25 protein-coding genes are annotated in these 22,128 nt (G+C 45.0%); 19 read left to right on the top strand and 6 right to left on the bottom strand.

The window, feature by feature from the left end:
• Window positions 1-231: 231 nt before the first annotated feature.
• The gene (locus BJP34_RS40375; protein ID WP_149031077.1) at window positions 232-498 is read left to right on the top strand and encodes a hypothetical protein; all 267 of its coding nucleotides are present in this window, start codon (window positions 232-234) and stop codon (window positions 496-498) included.
• Here the strand turns inward: BJP34_RS40375 and BJP34_RS19970 are convergent.
• A complete protein-coding gene (locus tag BJP34_RS19970) occupies window positions 462-1,289 on the bottom strand; it encodes a Uma2 family endonuclease (protein WP_070393854.1) in 828 nt (275 codons plus the stop codon). The genes BJP34_RS40375 and BJP34_RS19970 overlap by 37 nt on opposite strands.
• A gap of 193 nt (window positions 1,290-1,482) precedes the next feature.
• Window positions 1,483-1,608 carry a hypothetical protein gene (locus BJP34_RS49155; RefSeq protein ID WP_267876321.1) on the bottom strand — a complete coding sequence of 42 codons (126 nt, stop codon included), beginning with the start codon at window positions 1,606-1,608 and terminating at the stop codon, window positions 1,483-1,485.
• 241 nt (window positions 1,609-1,849) lie between these two features.
• Between BJP34_RS49155 and BJP34_RS43825 the strand changes: the two genes are divergently transcribed.
• From BJP34_RS43825 to BJP34_RS19955, 5 genes are all read left to right on the top strand, one after another.
• Window positions 1,850-2,017, top strand: a complete 168-nt coding sequence (locus BJP34_RS43825) for a hypothetical protein (RefSeq protein ID WP_158517329.1) — start codon at window positions 1,850-1,852, stop codon at window positions 2,015-2,017.
• A gap of 446 nt (window positions 2,018-2,463) precedes the next feature.
• Window positions 2,464-2,631 (top strand): hypothetical protein, encoded by a 168-nt coding sequence (locus BJP34_RS43820; protein ID WP_158517328.1) that lies wholly within the window; start codon window positions 2,464-2,466, stop codon window positions 2,629-2,631.
• 714 nt (window positions 2,632-3,345) lie between these two features.
• The gene (locus BJP34_RS40370; RefSeq protein ID WP_149031076.1) at window positions 3,346-3,561 is read left to right on the top strand and encodes a hypothetical protein; all 216 of its coding nucleotides are present in this window, start codon (window positions 3,346-3,348) and stop codon (window positions 3,559-3,561) included.
• A 196-nt stretch (window positions 3,562-3,757) separates the two neighbouring features.
• A complete protein-coding gene (locus BJP34_RS19960) occupies window positions 3,758-4,348 on the top strand; it encodes a type IV pilin-like G/H family protein (RefSeq protein ID WP_070393852.1) in 591 nt (196 codons plus the stop codon).
• Window positions 4,349-4,540: 192 nt separating this feature from the next.
• On the top strand, window positions 4,541-6,805 hold the full coding sequence (locus tag BJP34_RS19955; protein ID WP_070393851.1) for a tetratricopeptide repeat protein: 2,265 nt from the start codon (window positions 4,541-4,543) through the stop codon (window positions 6,803-6,805).
• A gap of 270 nt (window positions 6,806-7,075) precedes the next feature.
• On the opposite strand, the gene tnpA is transcribed toward BJP34_RS19955, so the two are convergent.
• The gene (tnpA, locus tag BJP34_RS19950; protein WP_070390947.1) at window positions 7,076-7,495 is read right to left on the bottom strand and encodes an IS200/IS605 family transposase; all 420 of its coding nucleotides are present in this window, start codon (window positions 7,493-7,495) and stop codon (window positions 7,076-7,078) included.
• A gap of 52 nt (window positions 7,496-7,547) precedes the next feature.
• Here tnpA and BJP34_RS19945 point away from each other — a divergent pair, with 52 nt between their 5' ends.
• Window positions 7,548-8,894: an IS200/IS605 family accessory protein TnpB-related protein gene (locus BJP34_RS19945; protein ID WP_070390948.1), complete on the top strand. Its 1,347-nt coding sequence runs from the start codon at window positions 7,548-7,550 to the stop codon at window positions 8,892-8,894.
• 36 nt (window positions 8,895-8,930) lie between these two features.
• On the opposite strand, the gene BJP34_RS19940 is transcribed toward BJP34_RS19945, so the two are convergent.
• Window positions 8,931-9,212: a DUF433 domain-containing protein gene (locus tag BJP34_RS19940; RefSeq protein WP_070393850.1), complete on the bottom strand. Its 282-nt coding sequence runs from the start codon at window positions 9,210-9,212 to the stop codon at window positions 8,931-8,933.
• 14 nt (window positions 9,213-9,226) lie between these two features.
• Window positions 9,227-9,361, bottom strand: coding sequence for a hypothetical protein (locus BJP34_RS49150; protein WP_267876320.1), 135 nt, complete (start codon window positions 9,359-9,361; stop codon window positions 9,227-9,229).
• Between the two features lie 363 nt (window positions 9,362-9,724).
• On the opposite strand from BJP34_RS49150, the gene iscB reads away from it, so the two are divergent.
• The 3 genes from iscB (at window position 9,725) to BJP34_RS19925 (ending at window position 12,746) form a co-directional block, all read left to right on the top strand.
• On the top strand, window positions 9,725-11,011 hold the full coding sequence (gene iscB, locus BJP34_RS19935; protein WP_070393849.1) for an RNA-guided endonuclease IscB: 1,287 nt from the start codon (window positions 9,725-9,727) through the stop codon (window positions 11,009-11,011).
• A 175-nt stretch (window positions 11,012-11,186) separates the two neighbouring features.
• Window positions 11,187-11,378, top strand: a complete 192-nt coding sequence (locus BJP34_RS19930) for an SPOR domain-containing protein (protein WP_070393848.1) — start codon at window positions 11,187-11,189, stop codon at window positions 11,376-11,378.
• A 777-nt stretch (window positions 11,379-12,155) separates the two neighbouring features.
• Window positions 12,156-12,746, top strand: coding sequence for a Uma2 family endonuclease (locus tag BJP34_RS19925; RefSeq protein WP_070393847.1), 591 nt, complete (start codon window positions 12,156-12,158; stop codon window positions 12,744-12,746).
• Here BJP34_RS19925 and BJP34_RS43815 read toward each other — a convergent pair.
• Window positions 12,743-12,895 (bottom strand): hypothetical protein, encoded by a 153-nt coding sequence (locus BJP34_RS43815; RefSeq protein ID WP_158517327.1) that lies wholly within the window; start codon window positions 12,893-12,895, stop codon window positions 12,743-12,745. The two genes, BJP34_RS19925 and BJP34_RS43815, sit on opposite strands and share 4 nt — an antisense overlap.
• Here BJP34_RS43815 and BJP34_RS40365 point away from each other — a divergent pair.
• The 9 genes from BJP34_RS40365 (at window position 12,889) to BJP34_RS40340 (ending at window position 21,349) form a co-directional block, all read left to right on the top strand.
• Window positions 12,889-13,086 carry a hypothetical protein gene (locus tag BJP34_RS40365; protein ID WP_149031075.1) on the top strand — a complete coding sequence of 66 codons (198 nt, stop codon included), beginning with the start codon at window positions 12,889-12,891 and terminating at the stop codon, window positions 13,084-13,086. The genes BJP34_RS43815 and BJP34_RS40365 overlap by 7 nt on opposite strands.
• Window positions 13,019-13,774 (top strand): MBL fold metallo-hydrolase, encoded by a 756-nt coding sequence (locus tag BJP34_RS19920; protein ID WP_070393846.1) that lies wholly within the window; start codon window positions 13,019-13,021, stop codon window positions 13,772-13,774. The genes BJP34_RS40365 and BJP34_RS19920 overlap by 68 nt, the downstream gene beginning before the upstream one ends.
• Window positions 13,775-14,099: 325 nt before the next feature.
• Window positions 14,100-14,891 (top strand): glutathione S-transferase family protein, encoded by a 792-nt coding sequence (locus tag BJP34_RS19910; RefSeq protein WP_070393844.1) that lies wholly within the window; start codon window positions 14,100-14,102, stop codon window positions 14,889-14,891.
• A gap of 250 nt (window positions 14,892-15,141) precedes the next feature.
• A complete protein-coding gene (locus BJP34_RS43810) occupies window positions 15,142-15,342 on the top strand; it encodes a hypothetical protein (RefSeq protein WP_158517326.1) in 201 nt (66 codons plus the stop codon).
• 17 nt (window positions 15,343-15,359) lie between these two features.
• The gene (locus BJP34_RS19905) at window positions 15,360-17,069 is read left to right on the top strand and encodes a helicase HerA domain-containing protein (RefSeq protein ID WP_070393843.1); all 1,710 of its coding nucleotides are present in this window, start codon (window positions 15,360-15,362) and stop codon (window positions 17,067-17,069) included.
• Complete coding sequence (locus BJP34_RS40350) at window positions 17,066-17,455, top strand: hypothetical protein (RefSeq protein WP_149031072.1); 390 nt, start codon at window positions 17,066-17,068, stop codon at window positions 17,453-17,455. Before BJP34_RS19905 ends, BJP34_RS40350 begins: the two co-directional genes overlap by 4 nt.
• A gap of 198 nt (window positions 17,456-17,653) precedes the next feature.
• Window positions 17,654-18,496 carry a prohibitin family protein gene (locus tag BJP34_RS19900; protein WP_070393842.1) on the top strand — a complete coding sequence of 281 codons (843 nt, stop codon included), beginning with the start codon at window positions 17,654-17,656 and terminating at the stop codon, window positions 18,494-18,496.
• Between the two features lie 419 nt (window positions 18,497-18,915).
• The gene (locus BJP34_RS19895) at window positions 18,916-20,847 is read left to right on the top strand and encodes an ABC-F family ATP-binding cassette domain-containing protein (RefSeq protein ID WP_070393841.1); all 1,932 of its coding nucleotides are present in this window, start codon (window positions 18,916-18,918) and stop codon (window positions 20,845-20,847) included.
• A 259-nt stretch (window positions 20,848-21,106) separates the two neighbouring features.
• On the top strand, window positions 21,107-21,349 hold the full coding sequence (locus tag BJP34_RS40340; RefSeq protein WP_149031071.1) for a hypothetical protein: 243 nt from the start codon (window positions 21,107-21,109) through the stop codon (window positions 21,347-21,349).
• Window positions 21,350-22,128: the final 779 nt, after the last annotated feature.

The following is a 22,128-nucleotide window of genomic DNA, read 5'->3' as shown; positions in this document are numbered from 1 at the left end:
CACGAAGGTTTGCGTACGCGCCTGAATCTTCCCATCAATAGGAGCTTGTAGGGTGGGCAATTTCACGATTATGCTCTCGAGTAGTTCATGATCACTGTATTTGCCAACCATTACCGGTTGATGTCAGGTTTGCGTTCACGTTCCCACGACGGTTTGCGTACGCGCCTGAATCTTCCCATCAATAGGAGCTTGTAGGGTGGGCAATTTCACGATTATGCTCTCGAGTAGTTCATGATCACTGTATTTAACCACCATTACCGGTTGATGTCAGATATGCCTACCCATTGCCATCGCCATCCTGATTCAAACCTCTCTGATTCATCCCTTGCTGGTGGGCAGTGCTTACTGAGACTATGGCTTGCTGATTTGATCTTGCTGATGCACTGCCCACCCTACATCTACTCCCGATTCCCGATTCCCGATTCCCGATTCCCGATTCCCGATTCCCGATTCCCGATTACCTACTCCAAAAGTCCCACATCAATACCTAGTTCCTGAAGTTGTTCCGGACTAAGAGCCTTCAATTGGGCTACCAACTGTTGCCGCTTTTGTTGCTCCTGCTGGACTTGAGCCTCCGCATACGCTGCCCGATCCTCAGCGTAGGCTGCGCGCTCCTTGCCAGTCAGTAGTAAATTTCCCTCTCGATCCCACCATCGCAACCAAGGTTGTTCCGCTAGACCGAGATACGTACCTTGCCACACCCCTAGTTCTACATTCATTCGATTAATGGGATAGTGGTTGCGCTCGTTGGGACTCAGGCGCTCATAGGTGCCATCTTCCCAGTGGTACACTTCCAACTCCCCGGTATTGATCATAAAGATGCCGTAGTAGGGAATCCGAATAATTTTCTCGTATACCCAGAATTTCCCTGGTTTTTGAACAGTGCCATCTACGGCTTGCAACGGTGTCCGATCCCGTTCTTCCGCACCTGTACCCGATGCAAACTCTAGGACAATCAGAGGTGTGATATATTCTCGCCACAGCACATAAGAGCGTCTAATCTGGCCATCCAGTCGGGTGGGCACGTCAGGCACATAAAACCAATCTGGGGCTTCTGCACCTTTTTCCGGGGGGTTAGTCTCCCGCCAGTAAATCCCACAATCTTGACCGATGGCATAGCGATTGTCTGGGTGAAGCTCTTGCAAGACCGGCTCGATGGAGTCAGTCAGAAGAATGCTTTGGGGATGTTCTTGAAAGTTCTTCACAAAGGTTCCATCAGATTCCGGCAATTGGGTATGGTCTGGAAACGGGCGGAGTTGTTCGTCGATGGTGGTGTTGGACTGAACCATAGAGCTTGTAGGGTGGGCAAAAACACTTTGCTGCTCTGGAGTAGTTCTAGATCATAGCATTTTGCCCACCATTACCGGTTGATGTGGGGTTTGCGTTCGCGTTCGCGTAGCGTCGGCTTTGCCGAAACGCTTCATCGCAAAGTCAGCTTGTAGGGTGGGCAAAAACACTTTGCTGCTCTGGAGTAGTTCTAGATCATAGCATTTTGCCCACCATTACCGGTTGATGTGGGGTTTGCGATCGCGTTCGCGCAGCGTCGGCTTTGCCGAAAGTCAGCTTGTAGGGTGGGCAAAAACACTTTGGTGCTCTGGAGTAGTTCATGATCACAGAATTTTCCCCACCACTGCCCACAAGTTCCTTACTAGAGCCATCCTGATTCAAACCTTGCTGATTTATCCGTTGCTGGTGGGCAGTGCTTACAATGACTATGGCTTGCTGATATGATCTTGCTGATGCACTGCCGACCCTACATCTGTGGTTGATTTGAGATTTGCGATCGCATGGAATGAGCAGCTTGTAGGGTGGGCAATTTCACTTTGGTGGTTTGCAGTAGTCTAGATCCTTGACCTTTGGTCACGCTTTAGGCAAAGCCCGACGCTTCGCGAACGCGAAGGAAATTTTGCCCACCACTGCCCACAAGTTCCTTACTAGAGCCATCCTAATTCAAACCTTACCGATTCATCCCTTGCTGGTGGGCAGTGCTTACAATGACTATGGCTTGCTGATATGATCTTGCTGATGCACTGCCCACCCTACATCTAGATCTGATTTATCCGTTGCTGGTGGGCAGTGCTTACAATGACTATGGCTTGCTGAGATGATCTTGCTGATGCACTGCCCACCCTACATCTGTGGTTGATTTGAGATTTGCGATCGCATGGAGTGAGCAGCTTGTAGGGTGGGCAATTTCACTTTGGTGCTCTGGAGTAGTCCTAGATCATAGCATTTTGCCCACCACTGCCCACAAGTTCCTTACTAGAGCCATCCTAATTCAAAGCTCGCTGATTTATCCGTTGCTGGTGGGCAGTGCTTACAATGACTATGGCTTGCTGAGATGATCTTGCTGATGCACTGCCCACCCTACATCTGTGGTTGATTTGAGATTTGCGATCGCATGGAGTGAGCAGCTTGTAGGGTGGGCAATTTCACTTTGGTGCTCTGGAGTAGTCTAGATCATTGACCTTTGGTCACGCTTTAGGCAAAGCCCGACGCTTCGCGAACGCGAAGGAAATTTTGCCCACCACTGCCCACAAGTTCCTTACTAGAGCCATCCTAATTCAAAGCTCACTGATTTATTCGTTGCTGGTGGGCAGTGCTTACAATGACTATGGCTTGCTGATATGATCTTGCTGATGCACTGCCCACCCTACATCTAGATCTGATTTATCCGTTGCTGGTGGGCAGTGCTTACAATGACTATGGCTTGCTGATATGATCTTGCTGATGCACTGCCCACCCTACATCTGTGGTTGATTTGAGATTTGCGTACCCATGGAATGAGCAGCTTGTAGGGTGGGCAAAAACACTTTGGTGGTTTGGAGTAGTGCTAGATCATAGCATTTTGCCCACCATTACCGGTTGATGTGGGGTTTGCGATCGCACTGGTGGGCAGTGCTTACAATGACTATGGCTTTGTGAGATTATCTTGCTGATGCACTGCCCACCCTACATCTGTGGTTGATTTGAGATTTGCGTACCCATGGAATGAGCAGCTTGTAGGGTGGGCAAAAACACTTTGGTGGTTTGGAGTAGTGCTAGATCATAGCATTTTGCCCACCATTACCGGTTGATGTGGGGTTTGCGATCGCACTGGTGGGCAGTGCTTACTTTGACTATGGCTTTGTGAGATTATCTTGCTGATGCACTGCCCACCCTACATCTACTCTGGGACTATGGCTTGCTGATCTTATTTCTATGCTCTACTGCCCACCCTACATCTACTTACCGATTCATCTGTTGCTGGTGGGCAGCTGGTGGGCAGTGCTTACAATGACTATGACTTTGTGATCTAATCTGTCTGATGCACTGCCCACCCTACATCTACTCTGGGACTATGGCTTGCTGATCTTATCTCTATGCTCTACTGCCCACCCTACATCTACTTACCGATTCATCTGTTGCTGGTGGGCAGCTGGTGGGCAGTGCTTACTGGGACTATGGCTTGCTGATATTATCTCTATGCTCCACTGCCCACCCTACATCTACTTACCGATTCATCTGTTGCTGGTGGGCAGTGCTTACTTTGACTATGGCTTTGTGAGATTATCTTGCTGATGCACTGCCCACCCTACATCTACTCCCAATTCCCCACACCCCACACCCCACACCCCACACCCCACACCCCACACCCCACACCCGACTCCCGACTCCCTAAAATTTTTTTCCCGCTAGATGATATGAAAATCAAAGCAAGTGGGTAAGTTAAGTCTAGGACAGAACAAATCAGCATCCCGCACCTCTGGAAAGACTTATGAAAACTGATCTAAAAGTTAAACTGCTTCAGCACCTGACCCAGAAGAAGCAAGACGAAGGTTTTACTCTAATTGAACTACTGGTTGTAATCATCATTATTGGAATTCTATCCGCCATTGCTCTGCCTTCTTTCTTGAACCAAGCTAATAAAGCCAAGCAGTCGGAAGCTAAAACCTATGTCGGTTCCATGAATAGATCTCAGCAAGCCTACTACTTGGAAAACGGTAATTTTGTAACTGAAATTGATAATTTTAGTGAGTTAGGTCTTGGCGTTGCCACAGATACTAAGAACTACGTTTACGGTTTAAAGCCAGGAGGTGGCACGAAATCAAGCGTCTCTAACTATGCAGACCCAAGAGAGCAGAAGGACGGTTCTACTGCAATTGATGTTGAATCTTCCCTTAAGTCATATCAAGGTGCAGTAGCCTTAGGTAAGATAGAAAAGACCAGTGAGGCAACCACCTTGGCTGTATTGTGTGAAGCTAGAAAAGCTGTGGGAATTGGAGGTGCAAAGGGTGTGGATGCAGATGTTTCTCTTGATGGCGAAAATCCCACGTGCGGCGACGAAAAGGAATGGAAGCAGTTATAAGGTGGTTGATACTTAATATAAAACCTTGGTGACAACAGTTTTAATCACCCAAAATTAGGTATTTAGTTAGAGTGGGTAGAACCTTCTACCCACTTTGTTTTCTGTAGATACTTAAGTGGACAATTACGTTAATCAGAATTTCAATAGTATTAGAAAATGGGGTGATTTATTTAATTTAAATAGCCAAAAAATATGACTAACTGGCAGCAACAAGCTGAGCAATATCTAATCCAGGGGGACTACAGTAAGGCCGCAACCTTATACGAACAAGCCATTGAAGCGGAACCGGATGTCATCGCCTACTACTGGCATTTAGGATTACTGTTCCTATTGCAGGGTCAAGAAACAGAAGCCCAAACTACTTGGCTGCTGGTGATGGCGGAGGCTGAGTCAGAGCAATTAGAGAGTTGGAGCGAGGAACTGCTCCAGGTGTTGCAAAGGGAAGCTGAACGACGGCAGGGGTTAGGGGATGATGCCGTAGCCTGGGCAATCCGCCAGCATATGCGGGAAATTTGCCCCACGAACCTGACTAATCTCTTGGAAATTATTGCCCTAAGCATTAAGCTAGAAAGCTTTAGGGGTGATGACTTGACCGAGTTGGGGGTGATTTCACTGCTACAAACCCACCCAAGCCCAGAATGTAATCAGCAATTATTAAAAGAGGTTTTGGAGCAGATATTAGACGCCGAACCATTGCATCCAGCCTCCCTAGCATTCACTGAAGCTTGCTTAGCTTACCTGCCCAATCCTGAGGTTTGGTTCTGGCCATTGCTGTCAGCCTCGATGAAAATTGGTCATACCTTAAAGCAACCAACCATCGCTGCTGGTTTTTTGGAATGTTATCGCTGTTTAGATCCTGAGCATATAGAAATCGTACGACATCTCGCTACCTTTTATCAAGATGCTGGTAATTATGACCAGGGCATAGAAACCGCTAAGTTGTGCTATTCCTTATCGGAATCCTTACCAGACCAAATATCTGGAATTCAGCTGGTATTACGGGGGATAATGAATGCCGGAGGCTATTGGCAGGAGGTTTCTGCGGCTTGCCAGACCCTAGAATCACTGCTGGTTTCACTAATTAAGGAACAACCAGCTAACTTGTCTGATGTTGAGACTTTGCGTCTGCTTACCCCATTCTTTTCTCTGGCTCATGTTCACGACAAGCCGAGTCATTTTAGACCAATTTTGAATCAAATTGCTGAGCTGTTCCAAAGGAATATTCGTGGTTATACCGAGGAAAAAGCGGAGTGGTATGTAGAATTTATCAGTGGGGAGCAGGGAGTAGGGAGCAGGGAGCAGGGAGCAGGGAGCAGGGAAGTCGGAAACCTTAATAAGAGGGAAATTGAGGAGGGAGGAAAAACTACTAGACCCTTAAAAGTCGGATACCTGTCAGGTTGTTTAAAACAGCATTCTGTGGGCTGGCTAGCCCGTTGGCTGTTTGAGCATCATGACCGGAAGCGGTTTCAACTTTATGGTTATTTTGTAGACTACAAGCTAGTAAACGATAACCTCCAAAAGTGGTATCTCAATCACGTAGACCATCCTCGAAAATTAGGGATTTATTTTCTAGAAGCAGCTAAAAAGATTTATCAGGATCAACTGGATATTTTAATTGACCTCGATAGCATCACCCTGGATATCACCTGTGCAGTCATGGCCCTGAAACTGGCACCAGTACAAGTCACGTGGCTAGGGTGGGATGCCTCAGGATTACCTGCCATTGATTACGTTATTGCTGACCCCTACGTATTACCGGATTCCGCTCAGCAGTACTATTCCGAGAAAATCTGGCGCTTACCCCAAACCTATATTGCTGTGGATGGGTTTGAAGTAGGTGTACCGAGCTTACGTCGGGACCACCTCGATATTCCCAACGATGCCACCGTTTATCTCAGTAGTCAAAGGGGATACAAGCGGAATCCCGATACCACAAGGCTGCAAATGAAAATTATCAAAGCCGTCCCCCATAGCTACTTTTTGATTAAAGGGGAATCTGACCAAGACTCGATCACACGGTTCTTTAACCAGATTGCGGAAGAAGAAGGAGTAGAGTGCGATCGCCTCCGGTTTCTACCAGAAGTACCTACGGAAGCGGTTCATCGTGCCAACTTAGGCATTGCGGATGTGGTACTGGATACCTATCCCTACAATGGAGCCACCACTACCCTCGAAACCCTGTGGATGGGCATTCCCCTAGTCACCCGAGTGGGAGAACAGTTTGTTGCTCGCAACAGTTACACCATGATGATGAATGCCGGAATCACCGAAGGCATTGCCTGGACAGATGATGAGTATATCGAGTGGGGCATTCGCTTAGGCAAAGACCCAGCCCTCAGACAACAGATTTCCTGGAAACTGCGACAATCTCGACAAACTGCCCCCTTGTGGAATGGTAAGGAATTTACTAGGGAAATGGAAAAGGCTTATGAGGCAATGTGGCGGAGTAGGGAGTAGGGAGTAGGGAGTAGGGAGTAGGGAGTAGGGTGTGGGGTGTGGGGTGTGGGGTGTGTGGGAGATAGAGCTTGTAGGGTGGGCAAAAACAGTTTCGTTCAAATGAGTCTTCTAGATAATATTACTTTGCCCACCCTACTTTAATTGGTATTTTTTTTAAACGCAAGTCCCTTATCTTTCACCCGTGATTTGTCTCCATTTTTGCTGAAACTTTGAACAAAAATGCGACGCATTCCCCCACCTCGTCCAGGTGGGGGTTAAGGAGCAAGTCAATCAATCGTCGTAACCTTGGTTTTCTATATATTGCTTTAGAACCGAAAGGGGGGCTCCTCCACAAGAAACAGCACTAAATCCCCTTTTCCAGAAGACTGGCTTCCAGTAATAGGGAGCCAATTCTTTTGCGTATCTTTTTCTAATCTCTCTACTGGTCACTGTCTTAAGGGTGTTGCAAAGCTTGGAAATTGATACCTTAGGGGCTAAATCAATTAGGAGATGGATATGATCATTTGTCCCCAAGTCCGCCTTGGCATCCTCAAGGATGCAGTTATTTTTCTCGCAGATGCTTTTTGCCAAGTCTAAGATGTCCTCTTCTATGTCCCCAGTAATTACTGGATGGCGGTACTTAGTGACAAACACTATGTGAATCTTGATTAACGAAACAGTGTGAGCGAAAGAGCGAAAGGCGGTTGACATTTTGTGATACTATAGGTTAATATAGTGACATATTAGCAATTCCGTTGAGATTGTGAAAACACCAACTCAGATCATTCGCACCGACAAATGGAGGCTTAACGCAACTAGTGAGCAGCGTCTGCTGTTCACTGAGACGGTTAAAGTCTATCGTCGTGCTTGCAGATACTTGGTTGGTATTATTTACACTCACTGGAGTAAATTCGGGAACTTAACGGCGGATCAGCTGACTCCTGCTGTCGAGAAACTAATGCATCAGACAGCTAAGCGTCCCAGTGTCAAGTATCCTCAGTTCAACAAAGCTTTTTATAAATTTCCCAGCTATTACCGTCGTTCTGCGCTCGCATTTGCGGCGGGTCAAGTTAGTAGTTTTGTGACCCGTTACCGAGAATGGCAAGCAGGCACTAGGAAACTACCTAATGCCAGTCCTCCGAAACTGAATGCTGACACTGGCTGTTACCCAGCTTTATATAAAGGCCAATGCTATAAACTACACCGATTCAATCAAGTCGAAATCAAAGTCTTTAACGGCTCTGACTGGGTCTGGACTACCGTTCAAATTACCGGATTAAGAGAGCGTCATCAGGTGGCAACCAATAAGATGTTGTCACCATCTTTGATATTTAATGAAAGAGCTTGCCATCTGTCAGTTCCGTTTAGTTGCAAGCCAGAAAAACGGAAACCAGAGGCTAATGTAACAGCGGTAGATCTCGGAATTAATACTACTGCAACGATATCGGTTGTAACCCACAGTGGCACTGTAATCCACCGAGATTTCATCCATCCGGGGAGAGACATAGACCGCAGGGACAAGCGACTGAAGTCTGTATCTATGCGTGCATCTAAAACCATGGGGAAGGGTGGCAGACTTCACAAGGGTTTTTGTTCTAAGACCTACCAAAAATGCCAAAGAATCAACAACCAAATCAGTCATGTAGTCTCTAGGCGAATTGTTGAGATTGCTGAAAAGTTTAACTCCGAAGCGATTGTGTTTGAGAACCTTAAGGCATGGAAGCCAAAAGGGGGACGAAAACGGTCTAACCTTCGGCAAAGATTTCACGGATGGCTCAAGGCAAAAATTCGCGATTTTACGCTTGAGAAATGGGCTGAGTTAGGAGGCAAAGTAATAGAGGTTGTTGCAGCATATACCTCAAAGCTTGCCTATGATGGTTCAGGCATTGTTAAACGTGACTCAGGAAATTATGCCCTAGCAACTTTCTCCTCAGGTAAGCAATTCAATGCCGACTTAAACGGTGCTTACAATATCGGCGCTAGAGGTGTGCTTAAACTCGTTCGCAGAAATGACAACGAGGGTCGTTTCAGCAAAAGCTCTGGACGACCGCCTAGAAGCTGGGCTTGTCTGTGTGATTTGTGGGCTGCGGCTAGCCCTAGATTAGCATAGGACACCCCCACCTCGGTTTACCAGGTGGGGGAAGCTTCATGTAGGATTATTTACCTTTATTTCTTCAACCAGTCGATCCGTTTCAATGGTGTGACGGTCAATGTCTTCCCAATGCTCAAAATAGTATGCCATTGCCCCATGAACCTGGGCTAAGGACAGATCATACTTGTGAGCAATTTCTTCTACAGATTGTTTCATATCCAAATACATTTCAGCAATAGCAGCAACAGGCATTCTTGTCCCAGCGATGCGGGGTTTACCATAACAATAGTCAGGGTCTATGGCAATATATTCTGTAGTTATTTGTTGGATAGACATTTGTCTGATTTTTATTAAAAGGTAATCGTATTAATTATAAGCAAGAGGCAATAGGCAAGAGGCAAAAGGCAATAGGCAAGAGGCAAGAGGCAATAGGCAATAGGCAATAGGGAAAACTGATCTGACTCCCCATCTCCCCATCTCCCCACACCCCATACCCTACTCCCTACTCCCTGCTCCCTCAAGAATTTGTTACAAAAATTTTCAAAATATGTTATGATATTGTTTTTTTTATGGTATATTAGAAATGTGGATGGTAAACGTCCGTCAATAACTCACCGTTAAACCCTCCGGGTTATAACGGGAGCTTGCAACAAGCTCGTAGTTGACCAGGCTAAGTCATTTAAGACTACGTTATCTAATTCATGACACCTACAAATACGTGCCAGTTTGTAGCAACTGTCGTACAACTTTAAACAGGTGTAATTGAGTTAAGCCAGTGAGTTGTACCTAACAAGGCTAGATAACATTGCCGAGGCAAACTTTACCCGTTTTACGGAGTGTTCAAAGTAATGAGAATTTTTGTATTAGACAAAAACAAATGCCCTCTAGACCCGTGTCATCCAGCACGAGCTAGAGAACTACTCAAAAAAGGCAGGGCTAAAGTCTTCAAAGCCTATCCATTTACTATCATTTTACGGGATAGAACAGCGCAGAATTCTGTTGTTCATCCACACCGAATCAAAATCGATCCAGGTTCTAAAACGACGGGAATAGCTATCATTCAGGAACAAACTGGACGGGTTACAAACGCCTTAGAACTCAACCATCGAGGGCAACAAATCAAAAACTCTTTGGAATCTAGACGAGCTTTAAGGCGAGGTAGACGAAATCGCAAGACTCGTTACCGCAAGCCTCGATTTCTTAACCGGAAACGTCTAGAAGGTTGGTTGCCTCCATCATTAATGAGTCGTGTTTTCAATATTGAAACTTGGGTCAGACGATTAAGAAAGTTATGTCCAGTAACTGCAATTTCTCAAGAATTAGTTCGCTTCGACACTCAGAAAATTCAAAACCCTGAAGTTTCAGGAGTTGAGTATCAGCATGGTGAGCTGTTCGGGTTTGAGGTAAAAGAATACCTGTTAGCTAAGTGGGGTAGAAATTGTGTTTACTGTGGAGCAGAAAATGTGCCCCTGGAAGTTGAACACATTACCCCTAAATCAAAAGGTGGTAGCAACCGAGTTAGTAATTTGACCCTAGCTTGTCGGTGCTGTAATCAGAAAAAAGGCAATGACCCGATTGAGAAATTTTTAAGAAAAAAACCGGAAATTATCAAAAAGGTATTAGCTAAAGCAAAAACCCCTTTGAAAGATGCAGCAGCGGTCAACGCCACCCGTTGGGAATTATGGAGAAGACTAAAACTGACTGGGCTACCTGTCTCGACAGGGTCTGGTGGCCTGACTAAGTTCAACCGGAAAACTAGAGGTATCGAGAAGACCCATTGGACTGATGCTGCTTGTGTAGGTAAGTCCACTCCTGAAAAATTATTACTAAGCGGAGTGAAGCCACTGACAATTACAGCTAAAGGTCATGGTGTTCGTCAAAGGTGCCGACCAAATAAATACGGTTTTCCAAAGGCTCATGCTCCTGCTGCCAAATTCTTCAGGGGTTTTCAAACAGGAGATATCGTCAAAGCTGATATCAAGAAAGGAAAATATGCCGGACGGTACACAGGTCGAATCGCTATTCGTTATCGCCCAAGTTTTGTACTCCAGACACCTGATAGAAAAATTGATGTGCATCCAAAGTACCTAAAGACAATCTTTAAAGCTGACGGCTATGAATACCAAGTTAATTAATACTGATTCTATGCACGCTCATTTTATTTATCTGCGGGAATTCCCCTGCCGCTAAAACTAACGTTTATAAAGGGAGTCCCCTTCCCGTATTTAAGATGGGAAGAGCCAGCCTACTTAACAGTCTAAAATCTCTAGGCTGGCTCTAGATCGCCCCATCAAAGGAGACAACCCAATTATGACTTACTATCACCGCCTACACCCCTGGGCCATCGTTCGGCTGTTACCAAAAATGCAGCGAGTTGTTGTTGGTCGCTTTCGCAATCGTTCTGATGCGGAAGGGCATTTAAAGGCTCTGAAACGATTAATGCCTGATGCTGAATTTGTGATTGTTTTTGATGTAGGCGATCTTCCTAGGGAAGAAATGTAGAATTAAGAATGTAGAATGTAGAATTAAGAATGGATAATTAAGAATTAAGAATTAAGAATGTAGAATTAAGAATTAAGAATTGATAATTGATAATTAAGAGGTTGTCTGAGAAGTCTCATTTGCTACATCTAAGCCCCCGTTAGTCCCCCAAGTTTGGGGGACTTATACCAGCCAATTGATTCTTGTTCCCCCCAGAATTGGGGGGCTAGGGGGGCAAAATTCAGTATCAAAAAACTTTTCATATCTCCTCCTCTAAGAACGCAGAAGGCAGAAGGCAGAAGACATAATTTCCAATTCACCATTCTTAATTCTCAATTCTCAATTATACTTGGTGGTGCGTTACGGGGCGGGCTATTCCAATACTGGCCCTCGAAGTTAAAAATGAGGGCAAGCCCGCCCCTAACGCACCCTACATTCTTCATTCTTCCTTCTTAATTCTCAATTCTTCATTCTTAATTCTCAATTCTCAATTATACTTGGTGGTGCGTTACGGGGCGGGCTATTCCAATACTGGCCCTCGAAGTTAAAAATGAGGGCAAGCCCGCCCCTAACGCACCCTACATTCTTCATTCTCCATTCTCCATTCTTAATTCTCAATTCTTCCTTCTTAATTCTCAATTCTCCATTATACTTGGTGGTGCGTTACGGGGCGGGCTATTCCAATACTGGCCCTCGAAGTTAAAAATGAGGGCAAGCCCGCCCCTAACGCACCCTACATTCTTCATTCTCCATTCTAAATTATAAATTATCAATTATCAATTATCAAAGGAAATCACTATGCTATTACAAGACAAAAAACGCTATTACACAGCAGACGAATATTTAGAACTAGAAGAAGCTGCTGATTATAAAAGTGAATACCGGGATGGAGAAATTGTACCGATGGCTGGAGGCACTACAAATCATAATAAAATAGCTCTCAATTTTGCAGCTCACTTGAAGTTTGCCTTAAAAGGACAAGCCTACGATATTTATATCGGTGATGTGCGATTGTGGATACCTGATTATCGCCACTATACCTATCCTGATATTATGGTAATTAAGGGGAAACCGATCTATACCGGCAAAGGTAAGACGACGGTCATGAATCCTTTGCTAATTGTTGAAGTCTTATCCAAATCTACCAGAAATTATGACCAAGGTGAGAAGTTTTTATACTATCGCTCAATTCCACATTTTCAGGAATATATATTGATAGATCAGGCCAGATATCATGTGATTCAACATACCAAAACCAGTGAAGGAAAATGGTTACTCACTGAGCAAAGCGCAGAAAATGGAATTTTGGAATTAAGTACTATCGACTTTAAACTTAACTTTAGTGATATTTACGAGGGAGTTAATTTTGAAGAGGATGATGAAGGTTAGAAAGTTGAAAGTTGTTCCCGTAGCGTGGCCAATAGGCCAAGGTTGTTCCCGTAGCGTGGCCAATAGGCCAAGGTTGTAAGCTTGTAAGGTTGTAAGTTGTTCGCGTAGCGTGGCCAATAGGCCAAGGTTGTAAGCTTGTAAGTTGTCAAGTTGCCTCTTGCCTCTTGCCTCTTGCCTCTTGCCTCTTGCCTCTTGCCTGCTCCCTGCTCCCTGCTCCCTGTTCCCTAAAACCCACAAATTTGTACTTCACCTAATTGACAACAGCTATACATATGTATCTCACCCATTTCGGCGCAAACAGCTGGCTACTGGAACTCCCAGAGCAACGGATTCTGATTGACCCCTGGTTAGTGGGTTCATTGGTCTTTGGCAACCAACCTTGGTTCTTTAAAGGGGACAAACCCGAAGCACTTAACCGCATTCCGGATAAAATTGACCTAATTTTGCTCTCCCAAGGCTTAGAAGACCACGCCCATACCCCAACCTTGGAAAAATTAGACAAAACTATTCCAGTGGTGGCCTCTACTAGTGCAGCAAAGGTAGTCAAACAGCTAGGTTATACCCAGGTAACTACTCTTACTGCTGGTGAAACCGTTGCGTTAGGAGATCACATAGAAATCCGAGCCTTGCCAGGAGCACCCATTGGTCCATTCCAGCAGGAAAATGCCTATCTGATCAAGCAGTTGGATAGTGGTAAAAGTCTTTACTACGAACCTCATGGCTATCCCCCTGCTGAAGTCAAGGATTATGCCCCAGTTGATATCGTGATTAGCCCAGCGGTGACCTTAGAATTACCGTTACTAGGGCCAGTCATTCAAGGCCATAAGACAGCACTGCCGTTGGCGCAATGGTTACAACCCCAAGTCTTTCTGCCCACAGCAGCCGATGAAATTGTAGAGTATCAAGGGGTTTTGGCTTCCGTGCTGCGGGAAGTGGGTAGTCTCGAAGAATTGCGATCGCAACTCCTCCAGCAAAATCTGCCCACCAAAGTCATCACTCCCAAAGTAGGGGTTTCGTTGGAGTTATAGTGCTACGCGCAAGGGAACAGGGAATAGGGAATAGGGAACAGGGAATAGGGAATAGGGGAATAGGGAACACAGAACAATTGACGAAAAAACGATCATATTGCCTCAATTCTTGTCTCNTTTTGCCTCTCCCCNCACTCCCCCCATCTCCCCATCTCCCCATTTCCCCATTTCCCCATCTCCCCATCTTCCCACACCCCACCCCACACCCCACACCCCCACACCCCACACCCCACACCCCCCACACCCCACACCCCACACCCTTGTCTCTTCATGTGAAAGCGCTAAAGTATCATAGTGTCCCACATCAACAGCGAGAAGATCCAAAATGCTGGAGTTGTATCAATTTGAACTGTCCCAATACTCAGAGAAAGTACGACTGATTCTGGATTACAAAGAGCTGGACTATCGGAAAATTGAGGTAACCCCAGGAGTAGGACAGTTAGAACTATTCCAACTGTCTGGTCAAAGTCAGGTACCAGTGCTTAAAGATGGGGATACAGTGATTAGTGATTCCACTGCGATCGCAATGTATTTGGATCGCAAGTATCCCGACAAACCCATCATCCCTACCGATCCCAAAGAACGAGGACTCTGCTTACTGATCGAAGAATGGGCAGATGAATCCATTGGTACCAAGAGCCGGAAAGTGGTCTATGGCGCATTGAGCCAAAATCCCGACTTCCGCAAATCCGTCTTACCGAACCAAACCCCTGATGTGCTCAAAACAGTAGTTGGTTCGGTACCCTCGGAATTTTTAGATATTCTAGGGTTTGGTGTCGGTTGTGGCACTGATGCCATCAAGGAAGCCAAAGATGGTCTCAAGCAAGACCTAGAAGCCTTGAGTCTGTTACTCCTGGATAGTCCTTATCTAGTCAGCAACTCCCCTTGCTTAGCAGATTTGGCCGTAGCTGGTTTAAGTCTGCTCCTGAAATTCCCCGATGGGAATTATCTCGATATTCCCCAGCAATATCAAGGTCAAGGGATTCCTGGCTTTGCCGATAGTAACCTCTACGAAACCTTTTTTGCTTGGCGCGATCGCATCTATGCTGATTATCGCAAACCTTTAGTTTCCAATACTCCCAGCGATTCTCAACCCACATCAATTGAGATCGATTAATCATAATTGACCCTAAGCGGTCAGCGATCAGTGGTCAGCCGTCAGCCGTCAGTGGTCAGCCTTGAGCTGATAGCTGATAGCTGATAGCTGATAGCTGATAGCTGATAGCTGATAGCACCTCAAGTAGCATCTCAAGTAGCGCTAATCGCTGATAGCTGATAGCAGAAAATTCTTCAGGTCTGAAATTTAAAACTATCTTAATTTATATAGCGTTTCTAACAATATTTTTTACCTATTGCTAGCATGCCTCTTGCCTATTGCCTTAACTCTTGCCTCTTGCCTCTTGCCTCTTGCCTCTTGCCTATTGCTAGCATGCCTATTGCCTATTGCTAGCATGCCTCTTGCCTTACCTATTGCCTACTCCCTACTCCCTACTCCCTACTCCCTACTCCCTACTCCCTACTCCCTACTCCCTACTCCCTATAACCCAAATGATTTAGCATTGCAATAGTCCTGGCAATTGTGGTAATGGATTTAAGTCAACCTTTAGGTTCAGTTATTCAAGGCTCTCTGTCTGCTGGATTAGAAGTGCGATTACACCCCGATGTCTCTGTAGAAGATATGCGGGTGGGGAAATTTCTGGTGGTTCAGGGAATGCGATCGCGTTTCTTCTGTATGCTGACCGATGTGTCTTTAGGAACCTCCAGTCAGCGGATTCTGGTTAATCCTCCTAATCCCAATGATGACTTTCTAAGGGATGTACTCGCAGGTAGTGGCACCTACGGTACGATTAATTTAACCCCGATGCTAATGTTTACGCCACAAAAGTCCCAATCACAACCGCCAGTGGAACTAAATGGAAAAAGTCCCTTAGGCTCCTTTCAAGCTCAAAGTAGCGAAGAGATGGAATTGTTACCAGTAAAAACAATTCCCAGCCACTTTTCTCAAGTATTCGATGCCAGTGAACGGGATTTTCGGGCAGTCTTTGGCTCAGAAGATGACCCCCATCGCCGGAATTTTTCCATTGGTCAACCCCTTGACATGGAAGTCCCCATATGCATTGACTTAGATCGGTTTGTAGAACGGAGTAACGGGGTTTTTGGTAAATCTGGCACCGGTAAATCCTTTCTAACTCGGCTACTGCTATCTGGGATTATCCGTAGGCAAGCAGCAGTAAATTTAATTTTTGATATGCACTCGGAATATGGCTGGGAAGCCGTATCGGAAGGGAAACAATTTAGTACAGTCAAAGGATTGCGCCAGCTTTTTCCATCCCAGGTACAGGTTTATACCCTCGACCCAGAATCCACCAGACGACGAGGGATTCGGGATGCCCAAGAGCTTTATCTAAGTTATGACCAGATTGAAGTAGAAGATATCAACCTAGTCCGAGGAGAGTTAAATCTTTCTGAAGCTAGTCTAGAAAATGCCATTATTTTACGCAATGAATTTGGCAAATCCTGGATTGTACAATTGCTCTCCATGACCAATGAAGAAATCCAGGAATTTTGCGAAGTAAAACGAGGCAACAAATCCTCAATTATGGCATTACAGCGCAAATTAAGCCGATTGGATGAATTAAAATATATCCGCAGTGCTTGTCCCCATAATTATGTCAAGGGAATTTTAGAATCTCTCGATGCCGGGAAGCATGTTGTCGTAGAATTCGGTTCCCAATCCAACATGCTTTCCTATATGTTAGCTACTAATTTAATTACCCGTCGTATTCATAGCAGTTATGTCAGAAAAGCCGAGATATTTTTGCAGTCAAAAAATGCCAGCGATCGCCCCCGTCCCCTAGTGATTACCATTGAAGAAGCCCACCGTTTCCTAGATCCAGCCACAGTACGTCAAACAATTTTTGGGATTATTGCCCGTGAAATGCGCAAGTATTTTGTGACATTGTTAGTCGTAGACCAGCGTCCTTCTGGCATTGATAACGAAGTCATGTCTCAAATTGGAACTCGGATTACTTGTTTGCTAAATGATGATAAAGATATTGAAGCAATTTTTACTGGGGTGTCTGGTGGCCAAAGTTTGCGTTCGGTATTAGCCAAGCTCGATTCTAAGCAACAAGCCTTGATTTTAGGACATGCCGTACCAATGCCAGTAGTAGTCAAGACTCGTGCTTACGATCAACAATTTTATCAGGAAATTGGGGAGCTAGATTGGCAACAAAAGTCCGATCAAGAAGTATTTTTAGCCGCCCAATTAGCTAGGGAAGATATAGGGTTTTGAGATCAGCGGTCAGCGGTCAGCTATCAGTGGTCAGTGGTCAGTGGTCAGTGGTTAGTGGTCAGTGGTCAGTGGTCAGTGGTCAGTGGTCAGTGGTCAGCCGTTGGCCTTTGGCACCTCAACTAGCGTGGCACAGGCTTCTAGCCTGTGTGACCCATAAGCTGTTCGGTGTAGCGTGGCACAGGCTTCTAGCCTGTGTGAGCCATAAGCTGTTCGGTGTAGCGTGGCACAGGCTTCTAGCCTGTGTGAGCCATAAGCTGTTCGGTGTAGCGTGGCACAGGCTTCTAGCCTGTGTGAGCCATAAGCTGTTCGGTGTAGCGTGGCACAGGCTTCTAGCGTGGCACAGGCTTCTAGCCTGTGTGACCCATAAGCTGATAGCTAAAAGCTGATAGCTGATAACTGATGGCTGATAGCTAAAAGCTGATAGCTGATAGCTGATAGCTGATAGCTGATAGACGAACTTTTCTAGTATGCTGAAGATATGATGCCATAAGGCTTACGATATCTAGCAAATGCCCGATCTGGTAACATCAGGGCTTAATTCCCCTGTGATTCATCCGGGGGATAATTTAAAAGGAGATTAAAACTTGAGGAACCAAAATCCACAAAATTGGCAATCTTTAGTCGGGGGGATTATCGCAGCATTAGTTATTCTCCTCACCTTTAATTGTTTTGTAATCATCAATCCTGGTCAGGCTGGAGTCCTTAGTATTTTGGGTAAAGCTAGAGATGGCGCTCTGCTTGAAGGTATCCACTTCAAACTGCCCTTCGTCTCTATAGTCGATGTGTATGATGTCACCGTACAGAAGTTTGAAGTCCCAGCCCAGAGTTCCACTAAAGATCTTCAGGATTTGACCGCTCGATTTGCGATTAACTTCCGCCTCGATCCCACTAAGGTGGTTAGCATCAGGCGAAAACAAGGAACTCTACAGAATCTAGTGGCCACAATTATTGCCCCTCAGACTCAAGAGTCATTTAAAATTGCTGCCGCACTTCGTACTGCTGAACAATCCATTACTCAACGGAGTCAGTTAAAAGAAGATTTTGATAAGGCTTTGGGCGAAAGGTTAGCCAAGTATGATGTCCAAGTATTGGATACTAGTGTCATTGACCTGAATTTTTCTAGGGAATTTGCCAAGGCAGTTGAAGAAAAACAGGTAGCTGAACAACAAGCCCAACGAGCTGTCTATATAGCACAGCAGGCTGAGCAAGAAGCTCAAGCAGAAATTAATCGCGCTCAGGGTAAAGCAGAAGCTCAACGACTGTTGGCCGAAACCCTCAAAGCTCAAGGGGGTGAACTGGTGCTCCAGAAAGAAGCGATCGCAGCTTGGCGAGATGGTGGGGCTCAGATGCCTAAAGTTCTCGTTATTGGTGGTGATAGGAATAGCAGTGTTCCCTTTATCTTTGACCTAAACAACATACCTCAATAGCATCAAAATGTCAATAAAATTATCAAAAACTGTTTAATTTAATGCTAGTTACTAGTGAGACGTTTGATAGTTTGCAGTTGAGTATTAGTAGTTAAATTACAACTACAAAAACCCGTTTTCTAGATAGAAAACGGGTTTTTTTAAAATAAATTTCTAGCAGTCGAAGTAAAGCTTAATATCATGTCAGAATAATTACCCTTAATAAAAACCTCCCCCATCTCCCCATCTCCCCATCTCCCCATCTCCCCATCTCCCCGCGCCCCCGCCCCTTAATTATGGTATTCAACCAGGCTTGATATAAGACATATTTCTGTTCCCTATTCCCTGTTCCCTGTTCCCTATTCCCTGTTCCCTACTCCCTACTCCCTACTCCCTACTCCCTACTCCCTACTCCCTACTCCCTTTCCTATAAATTTTTCATGAGTATTTTCACCCTACAATCCGTTCGCAAAGACTTTGGAATTAAAGAAATCCTCAAAGAAGCTACCTTTAGTCTAGATCCTATGGATAAAGTTGGTCTAATTGGCACTAATGGTTCAGGCAAATCGACCCTATTAAAAATAATTGCTGGTCTTGAGCCCATTGATGCTGGTCAACTCTCCATTAATCCCAAAACTAAAATTGTTTACTTACCCCAACAACCAGACTTAGATGACAATCATACCGTTTTAGAGCAAGTGTTTGCTGATAGTGGTCAGCAGATGACTCTGATTCGTGAGTATGAAGAACTTTCCCAGAAATTGGCTCACAATCCCGAGGATAACCAACTGCTAGCACAGCTATCAAGTGTAACCCAGCAGATGGATGCCACAGGAGCTTGGGAACTAGAAACAAAGGCAAAAATTATTCTAAGTAAATTAGGAATAGTTGATTTTGATGCTCCCATTGGTCAGTTGTCTGGTGGCTATCGTAAACGGATTGCATTAGCAGCCGCCTTGCTAGCGGAACCAGAGGTATTGTTAATGGATGAGCCCACAAACCATCTCGATGCCATGTCCGTAGAGTGGTTACAGAGTTACCTAAATAGTTATCGTGGAGCAATATTACTGATTACTCACGACCGCTATTTTCTAGACCAGGTCACCAACCGCATTATCGAAATTGACCGGGGAGACCTGTATACTTACTCTGGCAACTATTCCTACTATTTAGAGAAAAAAGCCTTAGCTGAAGAATCAGCCATCAGTACTCAACGGAAACATCAAGGGGTATTGCGCCGAGAATTAGAATGGCTCAAACGGGGGCCAAAGGCTCGCAGTACCAAGCAAAAAGCTCGAATTGACCGTATTCACGACATGCAAGCCAAAGAGTTTAAACAAGCTCACGGTAAAGTAGAAATTTCTACCCCTGGTCGTCGAATTGGCAAGAAAGTAATTGAGTTAGACAATGTTTCTAAAGGCTATGACGGTAGAATTCTGGTCAAAGATTTTACCTACGAATTTAGTCCCGATGACCGAGTTGGCATCATAGGTGGGAATGGGGTAGGGAAATCTACCCTAATGGATATTATTACTGCACGCATTCAGCCCGATTCTGGTAACGTTGAAATTGGGTCTACCATTTATATCGGTTACTTTGACCAGCATTCAGAAGATTTGCTCGAAGCTCTTAATCAAAATCAGCGAGTCATTGATTACCTAAAAGACGTAGCAGAGTATGTCACAACCGCTGATGGTACATTGATTACTGCCTCACAGATGCTGGAGCGTTTCTTATTTCCTCCCAACCAACAGTATGCACCAATTCATAAGCTTTCCGGAGGAGAGAAACGTCGCTTGTTTCTGTTGCAAGTACTGATGAGTTCTCCCAATGTACTTATTCTTGACGAGCCCACCAATGATTTAGATGTACAAACTCTAGCTGTACTGGAAGAGTATCTAGAAGGGTTTAATGGTTGTGTGATTATTGTCTCCCACGACCGCTATTTCCTAGACCGCACCGTACATAAAATCTTTGCCTTTGAATCTGAGGGTAACATACGTCAGTATCCTGGTAATTATTCCCTTTATATCGATAAAAAGCGAGAAGAAGAGGCAAAACTAGCCCAACAGATGGCTCAGACTCAAAGTAAAAAGCCTGAATCCTCTAAGGTCGAGGCCTCCACAAAAAAATCATCCAGTAATAACAAACCCCGTCGGCTGTCTAATTGGGAAAGGCGGGAATTCGAGAAACTCGAAAGTCAGATTCCCCAACTGGAAGCTCAGAAAGCTGAGTTGGAGAAAACCCTATATCAATCCCCTCCCAAAAACACCAGTGAAGTCCAGAAACTTTATCAGACCTTAGAGGCCTTGACTCAAGAAATTGATACAGCAACTGAGCGTTGGATGGAGTTGGCCGAACGGGAATCTTAGATGATAACCGTTGTGATTGGCCTATGGCCACGCTACCCTTTACCCTAGGTCACCCGGGGCGCGTTCCCATAACTTAGATCACCATCGCTGTAATTCTACCGTTGCGCTCCTACCGTTCCATACGCATAATTAAGCTAACAACCCTTGTGATTGGCCGTTCGGGCAGCGTCGGGCTTTGCCCGAAAGGCGACGCTACCCGACCCATAATTGAGCTAACTACTGTTGCGCAACCATAATCTATAAGGATCATAAATCAATAGTGATCATTTTTGATGCCATATTCCCAGGGCTTGCGCGTTCACGCTTAGCTTTGAAAAAGCGCGGGGTCGCACCGCTCCCTACTCCCTACTCCCTACTCCCTACTCCCTACTCCCTACTCCCTGTTCCCTTAGCTATATCTGACAACCATTGGGTACGCATAATTTTTCCAAAAACTTATACATTATCGAAACGCCAATATATACATATACCTGAAATACTAAATATAGCAGTTGAGTGGTAAAACCCTTAATGTTACCCCTTACTCAATCCCTATTGGGAGCAGGTCTTGCAATGCTTAAACATTAGTACTATTTTCCAGTAGAGCAAGCAATTACCCATCAGGGGGCTATAGATAATGTACAAATATTCATCCAGGACTAGCTCCCCTGATGACCTATTACCTTCCCCTCCTGGGAGGGGTTAGGGGTGGGTTCCTATTATCCATTACCTATTACCCATTACCCATTACCCATTACCCATTACCCATTACCTATTACCTATTACCTTAGTACTAATGTTGCTGCATAAGTGACATGCTCCCATCCCTATTTCCGTGTTTCCACAGTTACTTTAATGTGATGGGTGCATCTCAATGCATGCATTGAGATGCACCCTAGATACCCTAAGCCAATTGTTAAAATTTTTATTCCCTGCTCCTTGCTGGGTGTATCTCACTTTTGTAAATGTTGCGTAGGGTGCGTTAGGGGTGGGCGAGCCCTGATTTTCTGCCTATAAGCCACCATTGAAATAGCCCAACCCGTAACGCACCATCGAGTCAAACAGCAAAAATGAGATGCACCCTCCTTGCTCCCAGATCCGCTGTTCCCTTTGGTATAGACATAATTTAAAATTAAACAAATTAATCAATAAGGCACTAAGCAGGCGCACAAAATTAATTACACATTTTTTAAAACTCAAAGCCTTACAATTTAAGGTTTATAGAGATTGCGAGTAGGTGATTAATTCTGTGTAGGTGCTTATAAGTAGAGGCGTTCCATCGAACGCCTTTCTTTATGTTTT

The organism is Moorena producens PAL-8-15-08-1, from assembly GCF_001767235.1.
In the GTDB taxonomy this organism is placed as follows: domain Bacteria; phylum Cyanobacteriota; class Cyanobacteriia; order Cyanobacteriales; family Coleofasciculaceae; genus Moorena; species Moorena producens_A.
Note: the sequence above shows the minus strand (reverse complement) of the source record. Positions and strands in the feature narration are given on the sequence as shown.

Coding starts and splice junctions, on each gene's coding strand:
- tnpA (WP_070390947.1), bottom strand. CDS start 7,495: ATGTCAACCGCCTTTCGCTCTTTCGCTCACACTGTTTCGTTAATCAAG.
- BJP34_RS19920 (WP_070393846.1), top strand. CDS start 13,019: ATGTATCTCACCCATTTCGGCGCAAACAGCTGGCTACTGGAACTCCCA.
- BJP34_RS19940 (WP_070393850.1), bottom strand. CDS start 9,212: ATGTCTATCCAACAAATAACTACAGAATATATTGCCATAGACCCTGAC.
- BJP34_RS40375 (WP_149031077.1), top strand. CDS start 232: ATGATCACTGTATTTAACCACCATTACCGGTTGATGTCAGATATGCCT.
- BJP34_RS49155 (WP_267876321.1), bottom strand. CDS start 1,608: ATGAACTACTCCAGAGCACCAAAGTGTTTTTGCCCACCCTACAAGCTG.
- BJP34_RS19895 (WP_070393841.1), top strand. CDS start 18,916: ATGAGTATTTTCACCCTACAATCCGTTCGCAAAGACTTTGGAATTAAA.
- BJP34_RS19910 (WP_070393844.1), top strand. CDS start 14,100: ATGCTGGAGTTGTATCAATTTGAACTGTCCCAATACTCAGAGAAAGTA.
- BJP34_RS19905 (WP_070393843.1), top strand. CDS start 15,360: ATGGATTTAAGTCAACCTTTAGGTTCAGTTATTCAAGGCTCTCTGTCT.
- BJP34_RS19955 (WP_070393851.1), top strand. CDS start 4,541: ATGACTAACTGGCAGCAACAAGCTGAGCAATATCTAATCCAGGGGGAC.
- BJP34_RS19960 (WP_070393852.1), top strand. CDS start 3,758: ATGAAAACTGATCTAAAAGTTAAACTGCTTCAGCACCTGACCCAGAAG.
- BJP34_RS19925 (WP_070393847.1), top strand. CDS start 12,156: ATGCTATTACAAGACAAAAAACGCTATTACACAGCAGACGAATATTTA.
- iscB (WP_070393849.1), top strand. CDS start 9,725: ATGAGAATTTTTGTATTAGACAAAAACAAATGCCCTCTAGACCCGTGT.
- BJP34_RS19930 (WP_070393848.1), top strand. CDS start 11,187: ATGACTTACTATCACCGCCTACACCCCTGGGCCATCGTTCGGCTGTTA.
- BJP34_RS19970 (WP_070393854.1), bottom strand. CDS start 1,289: ATGGTTCAGTCCAACACCACCATCGACGAACAACTCCGCCCGTTTCCA.